Origin of the sequence: Klebsiella sp. 10-1 (assembly GCF_009758445.1) — a bacterium.
Classification (GTDB): domain Bacteria; phylum Pseudomonadota; class Gammaproteobacteria; order Enterobacterales; family Enterobacteriaceae; genus Klebsiella; species Klebsiella scottii.
The window spans coordinates 285993-306129 of the sequence record NZ_WQRE01000005.1 but is presented as its reverse complement, the minus strand read 5'-3'; the positions used below and the strand labels follow the sequence as shown (position 1 = coordinate 306129).

Below are 20137 nucleotides of genomic sequence, written 5' to 3'. Positions count from 1 at the left end.
CGACGCGATCCGGAGGTCCGTATCACTATGTCCAGCCAGACATTACGCAACGATAATAGCGATGAGTTGAAGATCGACGTCGATCTGCGCTACGAAGCCGATCCGTATGAGTTAAAACTGGACGAAATGTTCGACGCCGAACCGGAGCCAGAAATTATCGAGGGGCTGCCGGCGTCTGACGCCCTGACCCCGGCCGATCGCTATCTGGAGCTGTTCGCCCACGTGCAAAAATCGCGCATTTTCGCCGACAGCAAAACCTTCCCCGACTGCGCGCCCAGGCAGGACCCGCTGGATATTTTAATCCACTACCGCCGGGTGAGGCGCACCCCAGGGTTCGATCTGCGGCAGTTCGTCGAGGATCACTTCTGGCTGCCGGATCATCGCGCGGAAGATTACGTTTCCGATCCTAAGCGATCCCTGAAGGAGCATATCGATCACCTGTGGCCGATCCTGACCCGCGAGCCGCAGGATCATATCCCGTGGTCGTCGCTGCTGGCGCTGCCGCAGTCGTATATTGTGCCCGGCGGACGCTTTAGCGAAACCTACTATTGGGACTCCTACTTCACGATGCTGGGGCTGGCGGAGAGCGGCCGCGAAGACCTGCTGAAGTGCATGGCGGATAACTTCGCCTGGCTGATTGAAACCTACGGCCATATCCCTAACGGCAATCGCACCTACTATCTCAGCCGTTCACAGCCGCCGGTTTTTGCCCTGATGGTTGAGCTGTTTGAAGAGGACGGCGTGCGCGGCGCTCGCCGCTACCTTGAGCACCTGAAGATGGAGTACCGCTTCTGGATGGACGGCGCCGAGTCGCTGATCCCGAACCAGGCGTATCGCCACGCGGTACGTATGCCGGACGGCTCGCTGCTCAACCGCTACTGGGACGATCGCGACACCCCGCGCGACGAGTCCTGGCGCGAAGATGTGGAAACGGCAAAACGCTCCGGCCGCCCGCCTAACGAGGTTTATCGCGACCTGCGCGCCGGCGCCGCCTCCGGCTGGGACTACTCCAGCCGCTGGCTGCGCGATATCACCCGCCTGGCGAGTATTCGCACCACCCAGTTTATCCCCATCGATTTGAACGCGTTCCTGTTCAAGCTGGAAAATACGATCGCCAATCTCTCCGGCGTTGAGGGCGATCGCGAAACGGAAGCCGCTTTTCGCCAGAAGGCCAGCGACCGTCGGGCGGCGGTGACGCGCTATTTGTGGGACGACGACAGCGGCTGTTTCCGCGACTACGACTGGCGCCGCGAGCAGCTGGCGCTATTTTCGGCCGCCAGCATCGTGGCGCTGTACGTCGGGATGGCCACGCATGAGCAGGCGGATCGCCTTGCCGACGTCGTGCGGGCTCGCCTGCTGACGCCTGGCGGCATTATGGCCACCGAGTATGAAAGCGGAGAGCAGTGGGATAAGCCCAACGGCTGGGCGCCGCTGCAGTGGATGGCGGTGCAGGGCTTTAAAATGTACGGCCAGGACCCGCTCGGCGATGAGATAGCCCAAAGCTGGCTGCAAACGGTGAACCACTTCTACAAGCAGCATCATAAGCTGATTGAGAAGTACCATATTGCCAGCGGCGTCCCTCACGAAGGCGGCGGCGGTGAATACCCGCTGCAGGATGGTTTCGGCTGGACCAACGGCGTGGTGCGTCGGCTGATAGGCCTCTACGGCGAGCCATTATAACCAGGTGCTATTCCGGCGAAGAATGTCCTGCTATGGTCACGCTATTGACCGTTGCAGGAATCCTGAACTATGCCTGAACTGCTTACGCCACGACTGCGCTGCTCGCCGCTGCAGCTGGATGACTGGTCCTTCTTTTTAGCCCTGCAGCGCGATCCGCAGGTGATGCTCTATATCGCCGATTCGCGCCCGCTCGCCGAGATCCGTGAAGCCTTCGATTCGCGCCTGTCGCCGTGGACGCCGGGCGCCAGGCACTGGCTGTGCCTGATCGTCCGCGATCGACACACCCATACGCCGCTCGGCATAACCGGCTATCGGCACCACGAGGACGACTGCGCTGAGGTCGGGTTCCTGTTCACTCCCCAGGCCCAGGGAAAAGGCTACGGCTACGAATCGCTGCAGGCGCTGTGCGATTTCGCCTTTTCCGCAGGCGGCGTCCGTCGCCTGACCGCCACCGTCACCGCCGGCAACATCGCCTCGAAAAGCCTGTTACAGAAAACCGGCTTTCTGCTGGAGGGCGAGCTGCGCGAATGCTACTGGCTCAACGGCCGCTGGCATAACGACTGGCTATTTGGCCTGCTGCCGCGCGACTATCTCCGCTCCGCCTCCGCAGCGGGCTAGCGCCGCGGCCTGACGGCTTACAGGTACATCCCGCCGGAAACCTCCACGCGCTGGGCGTTCATCCATTGCAGATCGTCGCTCAGCAGCGCCGCTATCGCATCGCCGATATCGTCCGGCAGCCCAACCCGCCCCAGCGCCGTTTGTGCCGCAATATGCTGGTTTACCTGCTTATTATCGCGCACCACGCCGCCGCCGAAGTCCGTCTCGATGGCCCCCGGCGCAATAATGTTCACCGAGATCCCGCGCGCGCCCAGCTCTTTTGCCTGGTAGCGGGTCAGCACCTCCATTGCCCCTTTCATTGATGCATAGGCGGCGTATCCCGGCAGCGCGAAGCGGGCCAGCCCGCTTGAGACGTTGAGGATGCGTCCGCCGTCCTGCAGCAGCGGCAGCAGACGCTGGGTCAGAAAGAACGGGCCTTTAAAATGGATATTCATCAGCTCGTCAAACTGCGCTTCGCGGGTCTCAGCAAAGGCGACGTTGAGACCGATCCCGGCGTTGTTTAATAAATAATCAAAGGTGCCGCGCTGCCAGCGCTGCTGCAGGAGTTTTTCCACCTCCAGAGCAAAGCTTTCGAAGCTCGCCGTATCGCCGACGTTAAGCGCTAATGCCGCAGCTTTAACCCCTTTTTGTTCGATTTCAGCGACAACTTCCAGCGCCGCCTGCCGGTTGCTGTGGTAGGTCAGGATAATATCGGTTCCCTTCGCCGCCAGCTTCAGCGCCGCGTTTTTTCCCAATCCACGGCTGCCGCCGGTCACTAAAGCAATACGGTGTGTCATCAGAAACCCCTTATCAGTTGCATTTGCATCGTAAAAGAGCTTATTAGCTGACGGAAAAACAATAAATACGCTAAATTACGTTTTACTGTTTCTATGACAACAACAATAGGTCTCGGGCATGGATAAAATTCACGCAATGCAGCTGTTTATTCGCGTGGCGGAGCTGGAGAGCTTTTCCCGCGCCGCCGACACCCTGGGCCTGCCGAAAGGCAGCGTATCGCGCCAGATCCAGGCGCTGGAAAGCCACCTCGGCGCGCGCCTTCTGCACCGCACCACCCGCCGGGTGCAGCTGACGCAGGACGGGATGGTCTATTACGAACGCGCCAAAGATCTGTTGAGCAACCTCGAGGAGCTGGACGGAATATTCCAGCACGATCCCTCCAGCATCAGCGGACGACTGCGGGTAGATATGCCCGTCGGCCTGGCAAAAAAGCTGATTATTCCGCGGCTGCCGGCCTTTTTGCAGCAGTATCCGGGGATCGAGCTCGAACTGAGCAGCAGCGATCGGCTGGTTGACGTGATCCGTGAAGGTTTTGATTGCGTCGTCCGCGTCGGTACGCTGAAAGATTCCGGCCTGATCGCGCGTCCGCTGGGTAAGCTGACGCAAATTAACTGCGCCAGCCCGCAGTATCTGGCGCGCTTCGGCTACCCGCACTCTCTTGACGATCTCGGCGATCATGCCCTGATCCACTATGCCAGCACCCTTGGCGTCCGCCCGGCGGGTTTTGAGGTCATCAGCGATGGCACCGCGCGCTGGGTAAAAACCGGCGGCATACTGACCGTCAATAGCACCGAGACCTACCAGGCCGCCTGCCTGGCCGGGCTGGGTATTATTCAGGTTCCGCGCGTCGGCGTTCGCGAAGCGCTGCGTACCGGCGAGCTGATTGAAATTCTGCCTCAATACCGCGCGGAACCGCTGCCGGTTTCGCTAATCTACCCGCATCGGCGCAATCTTTCGCGCCGCGTACACCTGTTTATGGAGTGGCTCGGCGGCGTGATGAAAGGCTACGTCGATTAGCCCGCGAGGGGCCCGTTTTGCCGGGGCCCTGCGGTCGGGTTTGCCGCCCCGCCGCCGCAACCGGCATTTTGCGTATATAATTTTTGCTGAATCTCGCTGTAAAGAAAGGAAGAAATAACTAATGACACCGGAAAACGACGCCACACGCCCGACTCAGGATCCGGGCCAGCAGCTGGAAAAAAGTAAAAGCAAGCTGGCCGCCATCAACGAATCCGCCGTGGGACAGAAAGCGAACCAGGCGCTGAAAAGCGTGACCGGGACGGCGGAAAAGGTCCAGCGGAATCCGATTATTGCGCACCTGATCCGCGCGGCCGAGCGCTTTAACGACCGCCTGGGCAATCAGTTCGGCGCGGCCATCACCTACTTCTCGTTTCTGTCGATGATCCCGATACTGATGGTCTCCTTCGCTGCCGCCGGCTTTGTCCTCACCTGGCATCCGACGCTGCTGCAGGACATCTTCGATAAAATCCTGCTCAACGTCAGCGATCCGACGCTGGCGGCGACGCTGAAGAACACCATCAATACCGCGGTTCAGCAGCGCACTACCGTCGGCCTGGTCGGGCTGCTGGTCGCGCTTTATTCCGGCATTAACTGGATGGGCAACCTGCGGGAAGCCATCCGCGCCCAGTCCCGCGACGTCTGGGAGCGTACGCCGCAGGATCAGGAAAAAATCTGGGTAAAATACTTCCGCGACTTTATTTCATTAATCGGCCTGCTGGTCGCCTTGATTATTACCCTGTCCATTACCTCCATTGCCGGCGCCGCGCAGCAGACCATTATCTCCGCGCTGTATCTCGATAACATTGAGTGGTTAAAACCGGCCTGGCGGCTAATTGGCCTGGCGATCTCAATTTTCGCCAACTACCTGCTGTTTTTCTGGATATTCTGGCGCCTGCCGCGCCACCGCCCGCGGCGCAAGGCGCTGATACGCGGCACGATGATTGCGGCAATCGGCTTTGAGGTCATCAAAATCGTGATGACCTGGACGCTGCCAGCGCTGGTGAAGTCCCCTTCGGGCGCCGCGTTTGGCTCCGTTTTAGGACTGATGGCCTTTTTCTATTTCTTCGCGCGCCTGACGCTTTTCTGCGCGGCGTGGATTGCCACCGCCGAGTATAAAGACGACCGCCGGATGCCGGGGAAAACCCACGATTGACGCCGTATCGGGCTGAACGGAGAGGTATCATTCAGCCCGATCCATCATTTCAGCAGATAAATCCAACGCGTAACTTTTATTTAACCTAAACCTGGTTTTATCTGCTATTGTTTTATTTATGTGAAGCATTTCATAGAAGTTATTTTTCAGGCACGAAAATTATCCGCTTTTTGCCCATTTTTTAGCCTCCTCCGCGCCCTGTTACAGATTGAAATGTCGCTTTTGCTGTGGCTATATGGCCTTTCGTTCGCTAAAAATAAGAAAGATCTATGCAAGCCACAGCCACCACGCTCGACAAGGCGCAGGAAACCGCACCGGTTAACTCGCGCAATAAGGTCGTCGTTGCCTCACTCATCGGCACCGCCATTGAGTTCTTCGACTTCTACATCTACGCCACCGCCGCGGTTATCGTATTTCCGCATATCTTCTTCCCGCAGGGCGATCCTGCCGCCGCGACGCTACAGTCGCTGGCAACCTTCGCCATTGCCTTCGTCGCGCGTCCGATTGGCTCAGCGCTGTTCGGTCACTTCGGCGATCGCGTCGGCCGTAAGGTAACGCTGGTCGCCTCGCTGCTGACCATGGGGATCTCTACCGTAGTCATCGGCCTGCTGCCGGGCTATGAGAGCATTGGCATTCTGGCTCCGATGCTGCTGGCGCTGGCGCGCTTTGGTCAGGGGCTTGGCCTGGGCGGCGAATGGGGCGGCGCGGCGCTGCTGGCAACCGAGAACGCCCCGCCGCGCAAACGCGCGCTGTACGGCTCCTTCCCGCAGCTGGGCGCGCCTATCGGCTTCTTCTTCGCAAACGGAACCTTCCTGCTGCTCTCCTGGCTGCTGACCGACCAGCAGTTTATGGAATGGGGCTGGCGCGTGCCGTTTATCTTCTCCGCCGTGCTGGTCATTATCGGGCTGTATGTCCGCGTTTCGCTGCATGAAACGCCGGTCTTTGCCAAAATCGCCGCGGCGAAGAAGCAGGTAAAAATCCCGCTGGGGACGCTGCTGACTAAGCACGTGCGGGTGACCGTACTCGGCACCTTTATCATGCTGGCCACCTATACCCTGTTCTATATCATGACCGTCTACTCGATGACCTTCAGCACCGGCGCTGCGCCGGTCGGCCTCGGTCTGCCGCGTAACGAAGTGCTGTGGATGCTGATGATGGCGGTAATTGGCTTTGGCGTGATGGTGCCGATTGCCGGCCTGCTGGCGGATGCGTTTGGCCGTCGTAAGAGCATGATCGTCATTACCTCAATGATTATTCTCTTCGCCCTGTTCGCCTTTAAACCGCTGCTGGGTTCCGGTCAGCCGGCGCTGGTCTTCGCATTTCTGCTGATCGGCTTAAGCCTGATGGGGCTGACCTTCGGCCCGATGGGCGCCCTGCTGCCGGAGCTGTTTCCGACGGAAGTACGCTACACCGGCGCATCGTTCTCTTATAACGTGTCGTCGATTCTTGGCGCCTCCGTTGCGCCCTATATCGCAGCCTGGCTGCAGGGCAACTATGGCCTGATGGCGGTAGGGCTCTATCTGGCTTCGATGGCCGCGCTGACGCTGATTGCGCTGCTGCTGACCCACGAAACTCGCCACCAGTCGCTGTAATCCTGTGCTGCCCGGCGCGCCGCGCCGGGCACCTTCTCCTCTGCGCCTACTTTTTCATCTGCGATAAAATCGTCTGACACTGGTTGGCTTCTCCTTCCGCTGGCGACACCAGCGCCAGCAGCGCCGCCGCCGGAGTGACCAGCGTCGCCAGCGCAGCCGCAACCGCACCGCGCGCAATCAGCGGCCCCACCTTCACCCCGGCATTCGGAGATTTAAACGTACCGCGCACGTACAGCGGAGAGCGCAGGGTAATAATGCGCAGCCCCTTGCTTTCGGGGTCGATGGTTAAGTCGAGCTGCTCCGAGGCGAAGCTGGCGGTCCCGGTGACGTTAATCAGCGCATTTTCGGTATCAAAGGCAAAGATCTGCGGCCGCGCGACGCCGTTAACCACATCAACGTTCGCCGCCGCGCAGTTTACCCGCACCTCGTCATCGCCAAAGATCTGCCCGATAAGATAGTTACCGACGTTCAGGCCCAGAATTTCCATCAGGTTCCGGCTAATCAGGCCATCGTTCATCAGCAGCTTGATATTGCCGTTGCTGTTGCCCAGCAGCGCCGCCACCGAGTTACCGGTGCCGCGCAGCTGCATATCGCCGTTCATCTCGCCGAGGGTCTTCTGCATCATCTCCACGTTCGGCATCAGCGCCTTAAGCTTCAGGCGCCTGGCCTGCAGGTTAGCGGCGCCCTGCAGCGGCTTTTTATCGCCCTGCAGATGCAGGCTGCCGGCGATCGTACCGTTGGCGAGGCCAAAGCGCAGCGGCTGCAGGCGCAGGTCGCCGCGCTCAAGAATAACGTGAGTGCTCAGGTCGCTAATCGGCAACGTGCCGCCGTGCTCAATTCGCCGCCCCTTGAAGCGGACATCGGCATCCATCAGCTGCCACTTGTCGGTCTCAAAGCGATCGTAAGGCAGGATTTTCCCGGCCGGCTGCGACGCGGCTTCGCCTTTACGCTGCTCGGCTTTGCTCGCCTTACTCTCTGAGTTCACGCCAATCAGCGGCCCGAGGTCCGCCAGACGCAGCTGGCGGGATTCCACATCGCCCTCCAGCCTCGGGCGCGGCTTGCCGGTGGTGTAGGTCAGGGAGCCGTGAATATCGCTTTCGCCGATCCGGCCATTGAAATCGCGATAGCTAAAGCGCGACCCGCCCTGCTGATTGAACACCGCCCGCAGGCGTCCGTCGGTGGAGAACGCCGGCGTATCCGGCAGGACAATACCGGTGAGATCGTATAAATCCCCCAGCGAATCGCCGGAGAACTTGAGGCGTAAATCGACGCCGCCCAGGCTCAGCGGATCGCTCACCGTCCCGCTAAAGGCCACCCGGGTATTGCCGGAGCGGAAGTCGCCCTGCAGCGGGAACGGCGTCCCTTCGCTGCGCAGCGCCAGCATGCCGCCAGTTTTACCGCTGCCGGAGAGCGGCTGGTCACGATAGCTCCCCTTAGCCGTCAGCCCAAAAACGTAGTCCGCCACCTTCTTTGGCTCCTCTTTGCCCCCTGCGCCGGTGACTTCGCTAAACGGCAGCGGTTTCCCCAGCGGATCGACCGTCAGGGTAATATCGGCGCGCGTCACTTTGTCGGTAATAGCGATTCGTCCGCGATCGAAGAGAATATTATCCAGCCGGAAAGACCAGTCGGATGGCTCGGCCTGACTGTCGGCAGCGCCCTCCGACGCCAGCATAAAGGTCCAGTTATTGGTTTTCTCGGAGAGCCTGATCAGCCGGGCATCGGGCTGCTGCAGCTTAATCCACGGCAGATAAACCGTCTTGCTCAGCAGCGACAGCGGCGCCAGCGTGGCTTCGACGCGCGGCAGGTGTACCATCATGACCTGCGGGATATCCGGCGGGTTGCCGAGGACGATATCTTCGGCATGGACGTGTGGCCAGGGCACCCAGCTCCGCCAGCCCCGCTCGTCGCGCTGACGCTCCCAGACCACTCCAAGGTCGCCGCGAATGGCAAACGGCCGGTTAAGCTCGGCGGAGACCTTCTGGTTAATGGTTGGTTTCAGGCGGTTCCAGTCAAAAGTCGCCAGTACGATGAAAAACAGAACAATAAGTAAGACTATCGTTCCCGAGATAATGGCAATCGTCTTGCGGGTTGTGGTCATACCCTCTCAGCTCCTTTGCTCCTCGTCAGTCCTGAATATAGTTGAAAAGCGCATCTTTCTCCGCCAAATGCGCTTTTCGTCACATTACTCGCGTGATGTCAAAAAAATAATGGAACGATGTTTTAATATGGTTGACCATAAAAACGACGCAGCGCAAACTAGCGCTAATTTCGATTCAATCCCAGGCCATGATTATGTCTAAAAAAATTGCCGTTATCGGCGAATGTATGATTGAGCTGTCAGAGAAAAACGCGGCGGTAAACCGTGGATTTGGCGGCGATACCTTAAATACCTCGGTCTATATTGCGCGTCAGACCGACGCCAGCGCGCTCGCCGTGCACTACGTTACCGCGCTTGGGACGGACGCATTCAGCCAGCAGATGCTGGAGTCCTGGCAGGCTGAGGAGGTCAAAACCGACCTGATCCAGCGCATGGCCGATCGTTTACCGGGGCTGTACTACATCGAAACCGACGATACCGGCGAGCGTACGTTTTACTACTGGCGCAACGAAGCGGCGGCAAAATTCTGGCTGGAAAGCGAGCAGTCTGCCGCGATCTGCGAAGAGCTGGCCACCTTTGACTACCTCTATCTCAGCGGAATTAGCCTCGCCATTCTCAGCCCGCAGAGCCGCGAGAAGCTGTTAACGCTGCTGTGCGAATGCCGCGCTAACGGCGGGCAGGTGATATTCGACAATAACTACCGCCCGCGCCTGTGGGCCAGCAAAGAAGAGACTCAGCAGGTTTATCAGCAAATGCTGACCTGTACCGATATCGCCTTCCTGACGCTGGATGACGAAGATGCGCTATGGGGCGAGAAACCGGCGGAAGAGGTGATTGCCCGGACCCATGCCGCCGGCGTCAAAGAGGTGGTGGTAAAACGCGGGGCAGATTCTTGCCTGGTGTCGATTGTCGGCGAGCCGCTGCAGGAGATCCCTGCCGTGAAGCTGCCGAAGGAGAAGGTGGTTGATACCACGGCCGCCGGCGATTCGTTTAGCGCCGGCTACCTCGCCGTGCGCCTGACCGGCGGTGACGCCCGGTCAGCAGCCGCTCGCGGGCACCTGACCGCCAGCACGGTCATCCAGTATCGCGGGGCCATTATTCCGCGCGAAGCGATGCCGCAGTAACGCTCTCCCGGGCTGCGCCATCGGTGCCGCAGCCCGGGAAGACCCTCGTCAACCGGGCCTACTGGGCAGGGGGAATATCCGTCGCGTCGCTATGCGCCTCGGCAGCCTCGCCGCCTCCGGTCGTCGCCGTCGGTACAGGCACCATCAGCTTCTCCCACGTCGCCTTCAGATCCTTCATGTTATATTCCGGCTCGCCCTGCGGCTGCTGCAGCACCAGCGCCATATCCTGAGAAAGCTGCTGACGCAGATACTGATTCAGCATATCGACGGTCAGAGAATCAAGAAACTCCTGACGCAGCTTCTGGTACTGCTCCGGCGCGATATCCACCACCTGATTCTGCAGCGAGCGGATGCGCTGGCTGATCAGAATATCGGTATCGGTACGCGCGTAGGTGGCGAAAAGCTTTTGCAGCTCAAGGTTTTTCTGCGCAATCAGGGTATCGAACTCTTCCTGCGGTAAACCGTTATCGCGGACCTTCGCCAGCTCGCGGGAAACCGCGATCAGGTTAGCGTTGAGCTTGCTGCCCGGCGATTCAATATTGATCGCGCACTGGGCGCGCTGGTACAGCACCCGGCAATCAAAGCCGAGGTTTACGTCTTTGATATTGTTCTTGCTCAGGTTCTGCTGCACGTGCCAGAACAGCGCTTCGCGCGCCAGATCGTCGCGCCAGTAGTGCTGCAGCGCGACCGAATCGCGAATAGGCTGCCACGGAGAATCCCACATAATCGACAGCTTATCCTGGCGCACGGTATTGGTCATGATGCTGACCGGCGTCGTCGGCAGCGGAGACAGCGTCGGCACCGCGGCCGGGGTTTCCCGTTTGCCCTTCAGCTCGCCGAAGTTTTTGTTGATCTGCTCCGCTACGTTGCGGCTATCGACGTTGCCCACCACGATCAGCGTCATGGCGTCCGGGGTGTACCATTTCTGATAAAACTCTTTCAGCTTCGCAGCATCGACCGGATTTTTAAGCGGCGCGGCGGGGTCATGTCCCAGCATGATGGAACCTTTCAGCCGATAGCGCCACCAGCCCTCTTTGGTATCCAGCGGCCAGGTCGCCACCATGTCGCTGCCCTGCAGGGCGTGATTCACCGCTTCAGGCGTCACCGCCAGCTTACCGCTGGCGTCAGCTAGCCAGCTCAGCGCCTCTTTCAGCAGATCGTTGCGGTTATTCGGCAGGCTCAGGTTAAACATGGTGTAGTTATAAGAGACGATCGCCGGCGGGAGCGGCCGATTCGGATCGATGCTCTGCTGCCACAAGGAGCGCGCCTGCATCGTCGGGAGGCTGCCGCTTTGCGTCAAGGCAAGGCGGGGAATAAAGTGGCTAAAACCGCTCTGCTGAGTGCTTTCGCTCAGCGAGCCAATATTGACGAACAGGCGGACTTCAATACGATCGCTAGGACGCTGCGGAGTGGCTAAAACCTGCCACTGAAGTCCGTTGGCGAGAGTCCCCTGTTGCCAGGCCGGGTCCGGCTGGAGCGCTTCTGCTTGCACATAACCGGCCGCTGCCATCATCAGCAAACCACCCGTTAAGAGTTGAATTTTTGTGCCCTGCATGTGAACCCCTGATGAACATTCCTGGTTACAAAAGCAGCCCGCTGGAGGGCTGCCAAAAAATATGGTGAGTAAGTACGTCGGTTAGACCACGCGGAGAGGAAAATGTCGCATGGAGACGTAAAATAATCATTTAGTATCACTCCCCAACCCAGGGGAGTGATGCCTAATTATGCGCAGGAGCCAGGAGTCCAGCAAGGGACAACGGCCTAACAGATGGATTTAAGAGGATAATTCGTGCGATTTGTTCGCCGGAGCGCGGTTATTCAGGACATCATCCAGCTGTTTGGAGTCCAGCTCTTTCACCCATTTCGCCACCACGATAGTCGCCACGCCGTTGCCCACCAGGTTGGTCAGCGCGCGCGCTTCGGACATAAAGCGGTCGATACCGAGGATCAGCGCCAGGCCGGCAACCGGTAAATGGCCCACTGCGGAAATGGTGGCCGCCAGGACGATAAAACCGCTGCCGGTAACGCCCGCGGCGCCTTTCGAGGAGAGCAGCAGCACCACCAGCAGCGTTATCTGGTGGAAAATATCCATATGGCTGTTGGTCGCCTGAGCGATAAATACCGCCGCCATCGTCAGGTAGATGGAGGTGCCGTCGAGGTTGAAGGAGTAGCCTGTGGGGATCACCAGCCCCACCACCGATTTGCGACAGCCCAGCTTCTCCATCTTATCCAGCATGCGCGGCAGCGCCGATTCGGACGAGGAGGTGCCGAGAACAATCAGCAGCTCTTCGCGGATATAGCGGATAAATTTAAAGATGCTAAAACCGGTTATCCGGGCGATAGAACCCAGCACCACGACCACAAACAGAATACAGGTAATGTAGAAGCAGACGATCAGCTGGCCCAGCTGTACGAGGGTACCGACGCCGTATTTCCCGATGGTAAAGGCCATCGCCCCGAAGGCGCCGATCGGCGCAAGGCGCATAATCATGTTGATGATGCCGAAGATCACCTGCGAGAAGCTTTCGATAACGTTAAAAATCAGCTGGCCCTTGCTGCCCAGACGATGCAGGGCAAAACCAAACAGCACCGCAAACATCAGCACCTGCAGGATGTTGCCGCTGGCGAAAGCGCCAATCACGCTACCGGGAATAATATCCAGCAGGAAGGCGACAATGCCCTGATCTTTTGCCTGCTCGGCGTAGACCGCCACGGCCTTCGCATCGAGGGTGGCCGGATCGACGTTCATGCCGCCGCCGGGTTGCACCACGTTGACGATGATCAGCCCGATAATCAGCGCTAGGGTACTGACGACTTCAAAATAGAGGAGCGCTACCGCGCCGGTACGGCCGACGGCCTTCATGCTTTCCATCCCGGCAATCCCCGTCACGACGGTGCAGAAGATAACCGGTGCAATAACCATTTTAATCAGTTTAACGAAGGCGTCGCCGAGGGGTTTCATCTGCGCGCCCAGTTCCGGGTAGAAATGGCCCAGCAGAATACCGATCGCAATGGCCGACAAAACCTGAAAATAAAGGCTTTTGAAGAGAGAGGTTTTCATAGGGTGTCCTTTGGGTATAACCACAGACCGGGAAGGGTTATATGTCGTCTGTGGCTTAAAAGTAACACCCGGGAAACATTTCAGAAATAACTAAGCGTGAAATTGCAACGGAATTGTTAAAAACTTAGAGCTGACTCGCACAAGTCAGCATCCCGTTACAGGCTTGCACCCTCTTCATTCACCTGTAAAAACTGCGCCGTAAACGCCTCTTGCGGTAAGGCGCCGCCAAAAAGATAGCCCTGGGCAACATCGACGCCGGCCTCCTGAAGCCACCGGAACTGCTCCTGTTTCTCAACGCCTTCCGCCACAATGCGCAGGTTCAGGCCGCGCGCCAGCTGAATAATCGCCGGCACCATGCTGGTATCTTCGGGCAGCATATCAATAAAAGCCTTATCGATTTTCAGGATATCAACCGGCAGCGATTTCATATGCTGGAGCTGGCGCAACCCGGCGTAACCCATGCCAAAGTCATCGAGAGCGATGCGAACGCCCGCTTCGCGCAGCGGGCGCAGCAGGGAGACCACCGTCCGCGGATCGTCCAGCCGGCGGCTTTCGGTAATTTCGATAACCAGCGTGCCTGGCGCAATGCGATAGCGCGAGAGCAGGGTCAGCATCTCTGCGCCCCGGTCGTGGTGCAGCAGCTGCAGCAGCGATACGTTCACCGATAGCGGCAGCATAATGCCCTGGCTTTGCCATGCGGCAAGCTGGCGGCAGGCCTCTTCCATCACCCAGTAGCCGACCGGGACAATCAGCCCGCAGGCCTCAATACGTTCAATCAGATCCGGCGGCAGCAGCCAGCTGCCGTCCTCCTGGCGCTGGCGCAGCAGAACCTCCGCGCCGCACACTTCGCCGCTGGCGATATTCACCTGCGGCTGCAGCCAGATGGCGAACCGCTGATTATCCAGCGCCGCCAGAATATCGTGCTCTTCCATCAGCCGGCGCTGCGCCTTCTCCATCTGCTGCGGGTCGAAAAACTCAATCTGATTTTTACCTTTGCGCCGCGCGGCGACGGCGGCTGAAATCGCGCGGCGATAGAGCTGCTCCGCGCTCAGTTCGCCGTTAAACATCGCAATTCCGACGCTGGCGCAGGGGCGAAGCTGGATACCGTGCAGCGGCAGGCGCTCGCTGATTGCAGTGAGCACTTGCTTACTTAATGTCACCGCCTGCCAGGGCTCGGTAATACCGTTAGCCAGAATCGCAAAGTCATAGCCGCTGACCTGAGCCAGCACCATGCGCGATGGGATCGTCGACCGCAGTTTTTCCACCAGGGTCAGCAGCAGTATTTCGCGCTGGGCCTCTTTCAGGACGCCGGCGGTGTCCTGCAGCGTTTCGCAGGCGACCACCAGCAGCGCCGACGTTTGCGGGCGGGCCACCGCCTGCTCAAGCAGCGCCATCAGGAAGGCTTTATTCGGCAGGTCGGAGACCGGGAAACGGGTGGACTGTAAAGAGAGCTCATCGTGCCGGCGCAGCAGGGTTTGCTGGTTGCGATTGTAGCTGCGCACCAGCATGCCAATCTCATCATCATGATGCAGCCGCGGCAGGGTCAGCTGATGCCCGAGACGCTCCTGCTGCGGAACATCGTTGAGTTCGCGAGCCACCTTACGCAGCGGACGGACGATCAGGCGGTTGATGCACCACGTGATCGCCACCGTCAGAACCAGCACCAACAGGAAGTAAGCAGTCACTAACGTAGAAAGCGTACTCATCACGAATTTATACATCTGGTACGAGTCGGCCTGCAGCACCAGATAGGCAAGCGGCTGCGGATTAGCGGGTCGTTCCTGGGAGTATATCGGCAGCGATATCTGTACCGGCAGCTCAAACATGCGGGTAATCATGACCGGAACCGGACGCTCCGGAATAAAGCGCATCCGCAGCGCCTGGAACTGGTTCGGCAGCACCACGTCCGCCCGGCTGACGATGCCAGCAGGCTGAATATGGCCGAGAATGGCTTCCGCCTCGGGAATATCCGCCTTCAGGATAGCCGCAGAGAGCGGTTCGCGAACGGAGCGGGCGATACTTTCTAACTGCGTGGCCGTAGTAAAGCGACTCTGTTGCACAAAGTGAAAGAGTAAAATAGAGCAAAAAACCAATACAAATGCCATGGACACGCTCGCGACCATCGCCATCTGTTTAATTGTAAGTGAGCGGCTGACGCGCAACTGTGTTCTCCACTGATACTGAATACTGTCCGGATTTCGTCCATCAACGCCGGTATTTTCAGGCTGATTATATCTGAAAAATAGCTCGCAAACGCCCGGCAGAGAGCGCTAAACGGGTAAGCAGGACGGGTGCGAAGCACCGCCATCGGGCTTGCGGGCACGCCAGGCCGGCGTTCCGGTTAGCGCAGCGCGAGCGGGAGATGCCCCCCGCGGCGCGAAGTACGACGAGTATACGCGAACACAGGGGTGGAGTGACGGTTGATCGCGTAATTCAGCCTATTCTGCTACCAATCAGCGTAGGGAACCAGCGGCTGCGGCGGCATATTCATATCGCCCTGCCAGCCGGAGGCCGAGTAGCGAACATAGAGCAGCGCATGGCTTGGGGTATAGTCCTTGGCCTGCTGGATATCGACCGCCGCGCCCACGAACCAGTTGCCGGTAACCCGCCGCTCGACCAGCGCCCGGGCGGTATAGCCAAAGCCCTGGCTGCTGCTGCCCTGCTCGCTGAGCTGGCTGGCATCGGCGCGATACTCTGAGGGTATGAGGTTCAGCAGCGGATAGCGCGCCTCGGTTTTCGTCCGCGAATGTGACCAGGAGACGGAGCCGCCAAGCTCCCACGACCAGTTTTCGGTACGCTGACGCCAGGTCACCGGCACGGCGAAAGAGACGTACTCCTGCGGGCTATAGTAGCCGCCCTGTCCCAGAGTATAGCCGCTGAGGTCCTTGTCATAGTGCCAGAGCATATTGCTCAGGCCGACCGTCACGCGGCGGTTATCCTCGTTAATGACTTTATAGTAGTAGCCGCTCATCCAGCGCACGCGCCAGTTATCGGCGACGTTTTTGCCGGTGAGCTGGTCGGCCCCCAGCGAAGACCAGACGCCGTTGGCTTCCCCTTTGTCGTAGCTCAGGCTGACGCCGCCGCCGTCGGCGCGCACCCCGCCCCAGGTTTTACCGGTATGGCTGCCGCTGTCCTTCTGCCCGCCAAATGCCAGCAGGGAGCTGGAAATCGGCCGACGATGCAGATTGAGGGTGTAGCCCAGCGGGCCAAGATCGTCGCTGTAGCTCAGACCGCCGACGACATCGACAACGTTAAAGCCCATCGGCGTGGTGCCGATATCACCGCTCCAGGTGTCATTCTTCCACCCTACCGCCACGCTCGCCCCGCCGTCGCTCTGGTGAAGGCTGCCGCTGGTGCAGGCAATTTCGCCGCAGGTGCCCCAGCTCGGCGAATAGCTGCCGTCGCCGTTGGTTGAGAAGCTGCCGGCGTTCATATTGACCAAATCGGTACGGAAGAACATCCGGCCAGCGGCCAGCGGCGCGTCCACGTGCAGCATCGTCGTTTGCGCTTTTAAATCGGAGTAGCCGCCGGTACCGCTGGACCCCCAGTAATCATGCTCCAGCGTGACGTTAAGATCCTGCTGGCGATAAAGATCCGCCGCGTCGCTGCGGATCCCGCGCTTCAGCCAGTCGTCGTGGGCGTCGTTGCGGGTGAGGCGGGTGAAGGTGTTGTTATCCTGCGGACGAGCCGTCGCCACGCCGGAGGCCACCATCGCGTCTTTATAGCTTTCCAGCGCCTGCTGCGGCTGGCCGTTTTGCGCCTGAAAACGCGCCGCATCGCGCAGCACCAGCGCGCTCTCCATCGACGGCGGCTGCGCTTTCGCCTGGGTGGTGATACGGCTAAAGATCTGCCGCGCCTGCGCCGCGTTGCCCAGCCCGGCCTCAGCCAGCGCGACTCGCCGCTGCAAATTGATCGATGCGGCGTCCTCGCCCTTCAGCTGCGCGACCTGCGCGCGCGCGGCGTTCTTGTCGCCCTCGGCAAGGTAGACTTCCGCCAGCCCCAGCCGGGCGTCGCCGTTACTGGCCTCTTTACGCAACGCCGCGTTGTACTGGAGGATCGCCGCCTGCGCGTCGCCGCGCTGCTGCGCCCAGTCGGCGAGGGTCAGATCGTAGCGAACCGAAGCGGGCTGCTGCTTAATCAGCGCAATCGCCTGCGCCTCCTGACCCGCGTCGCGCAGCCCGTTGGCCTGGCGCAGAATCTTGTCGCTCCGCAGACGCGCCTCAAGCTCGCGAATATTGTCGTTCCACTGGCTACGCGGCAGAGCGTTAATCTGCGCCAGGGCCATGTCGTCCTGGCCGTTGCCGGATAAATAAAGGCCCCAGGCATACACCCGTTCGGCATCGCCCGGCCTGCGGCTGGCCATCGTGCGCATCAGCGCATCCGCCTCGGCCCGCTCACCTGCGTTCACTAAATCTCGCGACAGGCGGTATGTGATCCAGACGCTATCGGGGTCGAGCGCCAGGCGTCGACGCTGCACTTCCGCAGCCTGCGCCCAGTTACCCTGGCTCTCCAGCGCCTCAGCCTGCTTTTCCAGGCGCTCGTTGGTCAGGCTGCGTTCGATATCGTCAATGCTGCGCCGCTGGGCCGGCGTCAGTCCGGCGATAAATGCGCTGGCTTTTTCCGCCGATTCCGCACGATAGAGGTTCGCCAGCCCGCGTACCGCCAGGCTATTGCCGCGATCCATGCGCAGCGCGCGTTGATAATAGCTCTCCGCCGCGGCGCTCTCTTTGCGCGCGGCAGCCACGTCGCCAAGGCCAAGAACCGCGTAGCTGTCGGTGCGATCCACCCGCTGCGCCTGCGCGTAAGCGCTTTGCGCCTGCGCCAGCTGCCCGGCCTTCAGCGCGCTATCGCCCTGCTTTATCAGCAGCCAGTAGCGGTTGGTTTGCAGCAGGCTGCGCCATTTATCGCGATTCGGGCTATCCGGCGCCATCGCGAGCGCTTTATTCAACTGCGTCACGGCGCGGGCGCGATCGCCGCGCCGGGAGTAGGCCTGCCCCAGCGCGCCCACGGCGTCGCTGTCCTTCGCATCCGCGCGAACGGCCTGCTGTAAATCCGCCACCGCCTGAGAAGGTTTATCGCTTTTGACTGCCGCCAGCCCTTCGGAGCGGGCGCGGAACGTCGGGTCTTTAAGCTGCGCCTGCTGCCGATCGAGCAGCACCCGGGCATTAGCCGCCGACTCGCCGGTAGCGAAGAGAACCAGAAAGCGCTGAAGCGCCTGCACGCTGGCGCGGCTTGCCGGCATATCTTTTATTTTGTCGAACCACATCGAGGCGGCAGCGCCGCGGCCGGCGGCAGAGCGCGACATCTGCTCCAGCCAGGCAAAGCCTTCATCCGGCTTATTGTCGGCAAACATCAGCTTAGCCAGCGCGGTTTGCAGGGTGACGTTGCCCGGCGAGCGGGCGTTAATTTTTTTAAGCTGGCCGACGGCTTCGTTATGCCGGGCCGGCAGACGCGCCACCAGCGACCAGTATTCAATGGCAAGCGTTTCATCCGGCGGGGCGCCGCCGAACAGCTTTTCGAACGCGGCCACCCCCTCTTCGACATGCCCCGAGATGCCCAGCAGGCGCGCCTGCTGCAGCGCCTGACGCCCATCGCCGGTGCTGAGGTTCATTTCGCTACGCGAGGATTTCAGAGCGATCGAATCCGGGGCCAGCTTCGCCAGGCGATCGAGCTGTTTCTTTGCCCCTTCGGTATCGCCCTGGCGCAGCAGATAGCGCATCCGCGCGGAGATAACGTCCGGATTGTTCGGGTCAATCAGCTCCAGCCGGTACAGCGATTGACGCACCAGATCTTCACGATTGCTCGCTTCCCCCAGCCGCACCTGTTCCAGCAGATGGTCCTGAGCAGGCGTGGTCTCCGCCTGGGCCAGCGGCAGGAGCGCAACTCCCAAGGTCAGGGTGATAAACGTTAGTGAGAACTTGCGCATTCCTGGTTCCAGTCAGGTTGTAATTCGCCATCGGCGGTAAAGCGAAAGCGATGTTGATCCCATCCCTGGCCAAAAAGGGTCAGGACCGCGTTGTAGTACGCGTCCGCGCCGGGATAGTTGTCGCTGACCCGCTGGCGCTGAACGGCCCGGGCATCCTCATTTTGTAAAAACGGCAGCAGCGAGGCCGAGAACCCCACCGGACCGTTGCCGGTGGTCTTCGCCGCGGCGATATTCACTTTTTCCGGCGGCAGGCCCTGGCGAATGGTCTGTTCCGCCATCGGTTTAAAATGCGCCAGCAGCCGCGCTTTCTGCTTATCGGCGTCGTTGAGCATGCCGACCCACAGATAGACGCGGATCGCGTCATAGCTGCCGATAATCGGTTTATCCGCCTTCAGCTGCCAGCCCTTCTCTTTCTCGTAGCGTACCCAGTCCGGGGAGAAGCCCTTTGGCGCCGTCTCCAGCAGCAGGCGGATATTGCCGTCGCGCAGCTTCGGCCAGGGCGCGCCGTAGCGGACAAAATAGTTCGCCAGCTGCGGCGGAAGATAGCTGGGATTGAAGCGCCAGCCTTTATCGTCGGCAAAGCCGACCTTCCCCGGCAGCACCAGCGGCCCCAGCCCCGGCACGTCCGCCACCTCTTCATCGGCAATGCGCGACAGCAGCGCTTTCCCCACCTCAACGTACTGCGGCATCTGCCACAGGCGCCCGGCCTCCAGCAGCGACCAGGCTATCCACAGATCCGAGTCGGAGGCCGAGTTGCTGTCCAGCATCGTCCACTCGCTATCGCTCTTTTTGCCCCACAGCCAGCCGGGCAGATGCGCGCGCAGATCGCCCTCGGCGAGGTTGTTCTGCGTCCACTGCAGCAGCTGGCCGAACGCATCGCGATCGTTGGCCGCCAGGGCGAAGAACAGGCCATAGCTTTGCCCTTCAGAAGTGGTGATTTTCCGCGGATCGCCGGGGTCAACCACGCGCCCTTCGGCGCTGACGTACTCTTTCCTGAACTGATCCCAGGCCGGCCACCGGCAGGCGCCGCTGGCCTGCGCCGCCGCCAGCATCAACAGCGATATCACCGCTCCGCGTAGCGCATTCATCAT

Annotated in this window: 13 protein-coding genes; 6 read left to right on the top strand and 7 right to left on the bottom strand. The window is 60.1% G+C overall.

What is annotated here, in order from left to right; genetic code table 11:
* Window positions 1-27: 27 nt before the first annotated feature.
* Both GO007_RS19515 and GO007_RS19510 read left to right on the top strand, forming a co-directional pair.
* Window positions 28-1680: an alpha,alpha-trehalase gene (locus GO007_RS19515; protein WP_095102841.1), complete on the top strand. Its 1653-nt coding sequence runs from the start codon at window positions 28-30 to the stop codon at window positions 1678-1680.
* A 69-nt stretch (window positions 1681-1749) separates the two neighbouring features.
* Complete coding sequence (locus GO007_RS19510; protein ID WP_095102839.1) at window positions 1750-2298, top strand: GNAT family N-acetyltransferase; 549 nt, start codon at window positions 1750-1752, stop codon at window positions 2296-2298.
* Between the two features lie 17 nt (window positions 2299-2315).
* Here the strand turns inward: GO007_RS19510 and GO007_RS19505 are convergent, their stop codons facing one another.
* Window positions 2316-3074 (bottom strand): SDR family NAD(P)-dependent oxidoreductase, encoded by a 759-nt coding sequence (locus GO007_RS19505; RefSeq protein WP_095102837.1) that lies wholly within the window; start codon window positions 3072-3074, stop codon window positions 2316-2318.
* 118 nt (window positions 3075-3192) lie between these two features.
* On the opposite strand from GO007_RS19505, the gene GO007_RS19500 reads away from it, so the two are divergent.
* From GO007_RS19500 to GO007_RS19490, 3 genes are all read left to right on the top strand, one after another.
* Window positions 3193-4092 carry a LysR family transcriptional regulator gene (locus tag GO007_RS19500; protein ID WP_095102835.1) on the top strand — a complete coding sequence of 300 codons (900 nt, stop codon included), beginning with the start codon at window positions 3193-3195 and terminating at the stop codon, window positions 4090-4092.
* Between the two features lie 121 nt (window positions 4093-4213).
* The gene (gene yhjD, locus GO007_RS19495) at window positions 4214-5245 is read left to right on the top strand and encodes an inner membrane protein YhjD (RefSeq protein WP_095102832.1); all 1032 of its coding nucleotides are present in this window, start codon (window positions 4214-4216) and stop codon (window positions 5243-5245) included.
* A gap of 269 nt (window positions 5246-5514) precedes the next feature.
* On the top strand, window positions 5515-6837 hold the full coding sequence (locus GO007_RS19490) for an MFS transporter (RefSeq protein WP_095102830.1): 1323 nt from the start codon (window positions 5515-5517) through the stop codon (window positions 6835-6837).
* A 46-nt stretch (window positions 6838-6883) separates the two neighbouring features.
* Here the strand turns inward: GO007_RS19490 and GO007_RS19485 are convergent, their stop codons facing one another.
* Entirely contained in the window at window positions 6884-8935 is a 2052-nt protein-coding gene (locus GO007_RS19485; protein WP_095102828.1) for an AsmA family protein, read from the bottom strand.
* A 194-nt stretch (window positions 8936-9129) separates the two neighbouring features.
* Between GO007_RS19485 and kdgK the strand changes: the two genes are divergently transcribed.
* Window positions 9130-10059: a 2-dehydro-3-deoxygluconokinase gene (kdgK, locus tag GO007_RS19480; RefSeq protein WP_095102826.1), complete on the top strand. Its 930-nt coding sequence runs from the start codon at window positions 9130-9132 to the stop codon at window positions 10057-10059.
* Window positions 10060-10117: 58 nt separating this feature from the next.
* On the opposite strand, the gene GO007_RS19475 is transcribed toward kdgK, so the two are convergent.
* From GO007_RS19475 to bcsZ, 5 genes are all read right to left on the bottom strand, one after another.
* Complete coding sequence (locus GO007_RS19475) at window positions 10118-11614, bottom strand: M16 family metallopeptidase (protein WP_095102824.1); 1497 nt, start codon at window positions 11612-11614, stop codon at window positions 10118-10120.
* Between the two features lie 219 nt (window positions 11615-11833).
* The gene (locus tag GO007_RS19470; RefSeq protein ID WP_095102822.1) at window positions 11834-13120 is read right to left on the bottom strand and encodes a dicarboxylate/amino acid:cation symporter; all 1287 of its coding nucleotides are present in this window, start codon (window positions 13118-13120) and stop codon (window positions 11834-11836) included.
* 155 nt (window positions 13121-13275) lie between these two features.
* Window positions 13276-15282 (bottom strand): biofilm formation regulator HmsP, encoded by a 2007-nt coding sequence (gene hmsP / locus GO007_RS19465; protein WP_095102820.1) that lies wholly within the window; start codon window positions 15280-15282, stop codon window positions 13276-13278.
* A 284-nt stretch (window positions 15283-15566) separates the two neighbouring features.
* On the bottom strand, window positions 15567-19046 hold the full coding sequence (bcsC, locus tag GO007_RS19460) for a cellulose synthase complex outer membrane protein BcsC (RefSeq protein ID WP_095102818.1): 3480 nt from the start codon (window positions 19044-19046) through the stop codon (window positions 15567-15569).
* Window positions 19028-20137, bottom strand: a complete 1110-nt coding sequence (gene bcsZ / locus GO007_RS19455; protein WP_189339895.1) for a cellulose synthase complex periplasmic endoglucanase BcsZ — start codon at window positions 20135-20137, stop codon at window positions 19028-19030. The genes bcsC and bcsZ overlap by 19 nt, the downstream gene beginning before the upstream one ends.

What these genes read in the sequence shown, in the direction of transcription:
- GO007_RS19515 (WP_095102841.1), top strand. Translation starts at nt 28, where the DNA reads ATGTCCAGCCAGACATTACGCAACGATAATAGCGATGAGTTGAAGATC.
- GO007_RS19510 (WP_095102839.1), top strand. Translation starts at nt 1,750, where the DNA reads ATGCCTGAACTGCTTACGCCACGACTGCGCTGCTCGCCGCTGCAGCTG.
- GO007_RS19505 (WP_095102837.1), bottom strand. Translation starts at nt 3,074, where the DNA reads ATGACACACCGTATTGCTTTAGTGACCGGCGGCAGCCGTGGATTGGGA.
- GO007_RS19500 (WP_095102835.1), top strand. Translation starts at nt 3,193, where the DNA reads ATGGATAAAATTCACGCAATGCAGCTGTTTATTCGCGTGGCGGAGCTG.
- yhjD (WP_095102832.1), top strand. Translation starts at nt 4,214, where the DNA reads ATGACACCGGAAAACGACGCCACACGCCCGACTCAGGATCCGGGCCAG.
- GO007_RS19490 (WP_095102830.1), top strand. Translation starts at nt 5,515, where the DNA reads ATGCAAGCCACAGCCACCACGCTCGACAAGGCGCAGGAAACCGCACCG.
- GO007_RS19485 (WP_095102828.1), bottom strand. Translation starts at nt 8,935, where the DNA reads ATGACCACAACCCGCAAGACGATTGCCATTATCTCGGGAACGATAGTC.
- kdgK (WP_095102826.1), top strand. Translation starts at nt 9,130, where the DNA reads ATGTCTAAAAAAATTGCCGTTATCGGCGAATGTATGATTGAGCTGTCA.
- GO007_RS19475 (WP_095102824.1), bottom strand. Translation starts at nt 11,614, where the DNA reads ATGCAGGGCACAAAAATTCAACTCTTAACGGGTGGTTTGCTGATGATG.
- GO007_RS19470 (WP_095102822.1), bottom strand. Translation starts at nt 13,120, where the DNA reads ATGAAAACCTCTCTCTTCAAAAGCCTTTATTTTCAGGTTTTGTCGGCC.
- bcsC (WP_095102818.1), bottom strand. Translation starts at nt 19,046, where the DNA reads ATGCGCAAGTTCTCACTAACGTTTATCACCCTGACCTTGGGAGTTGCG.
- bcsZ (WP_189339895.1), bottom strand. Translation starts at nt 20,137, where the DNA reads ATGATGAATGCGCTACGCGGAGCGGTGATATCGCTGTTGATGCTGGCG.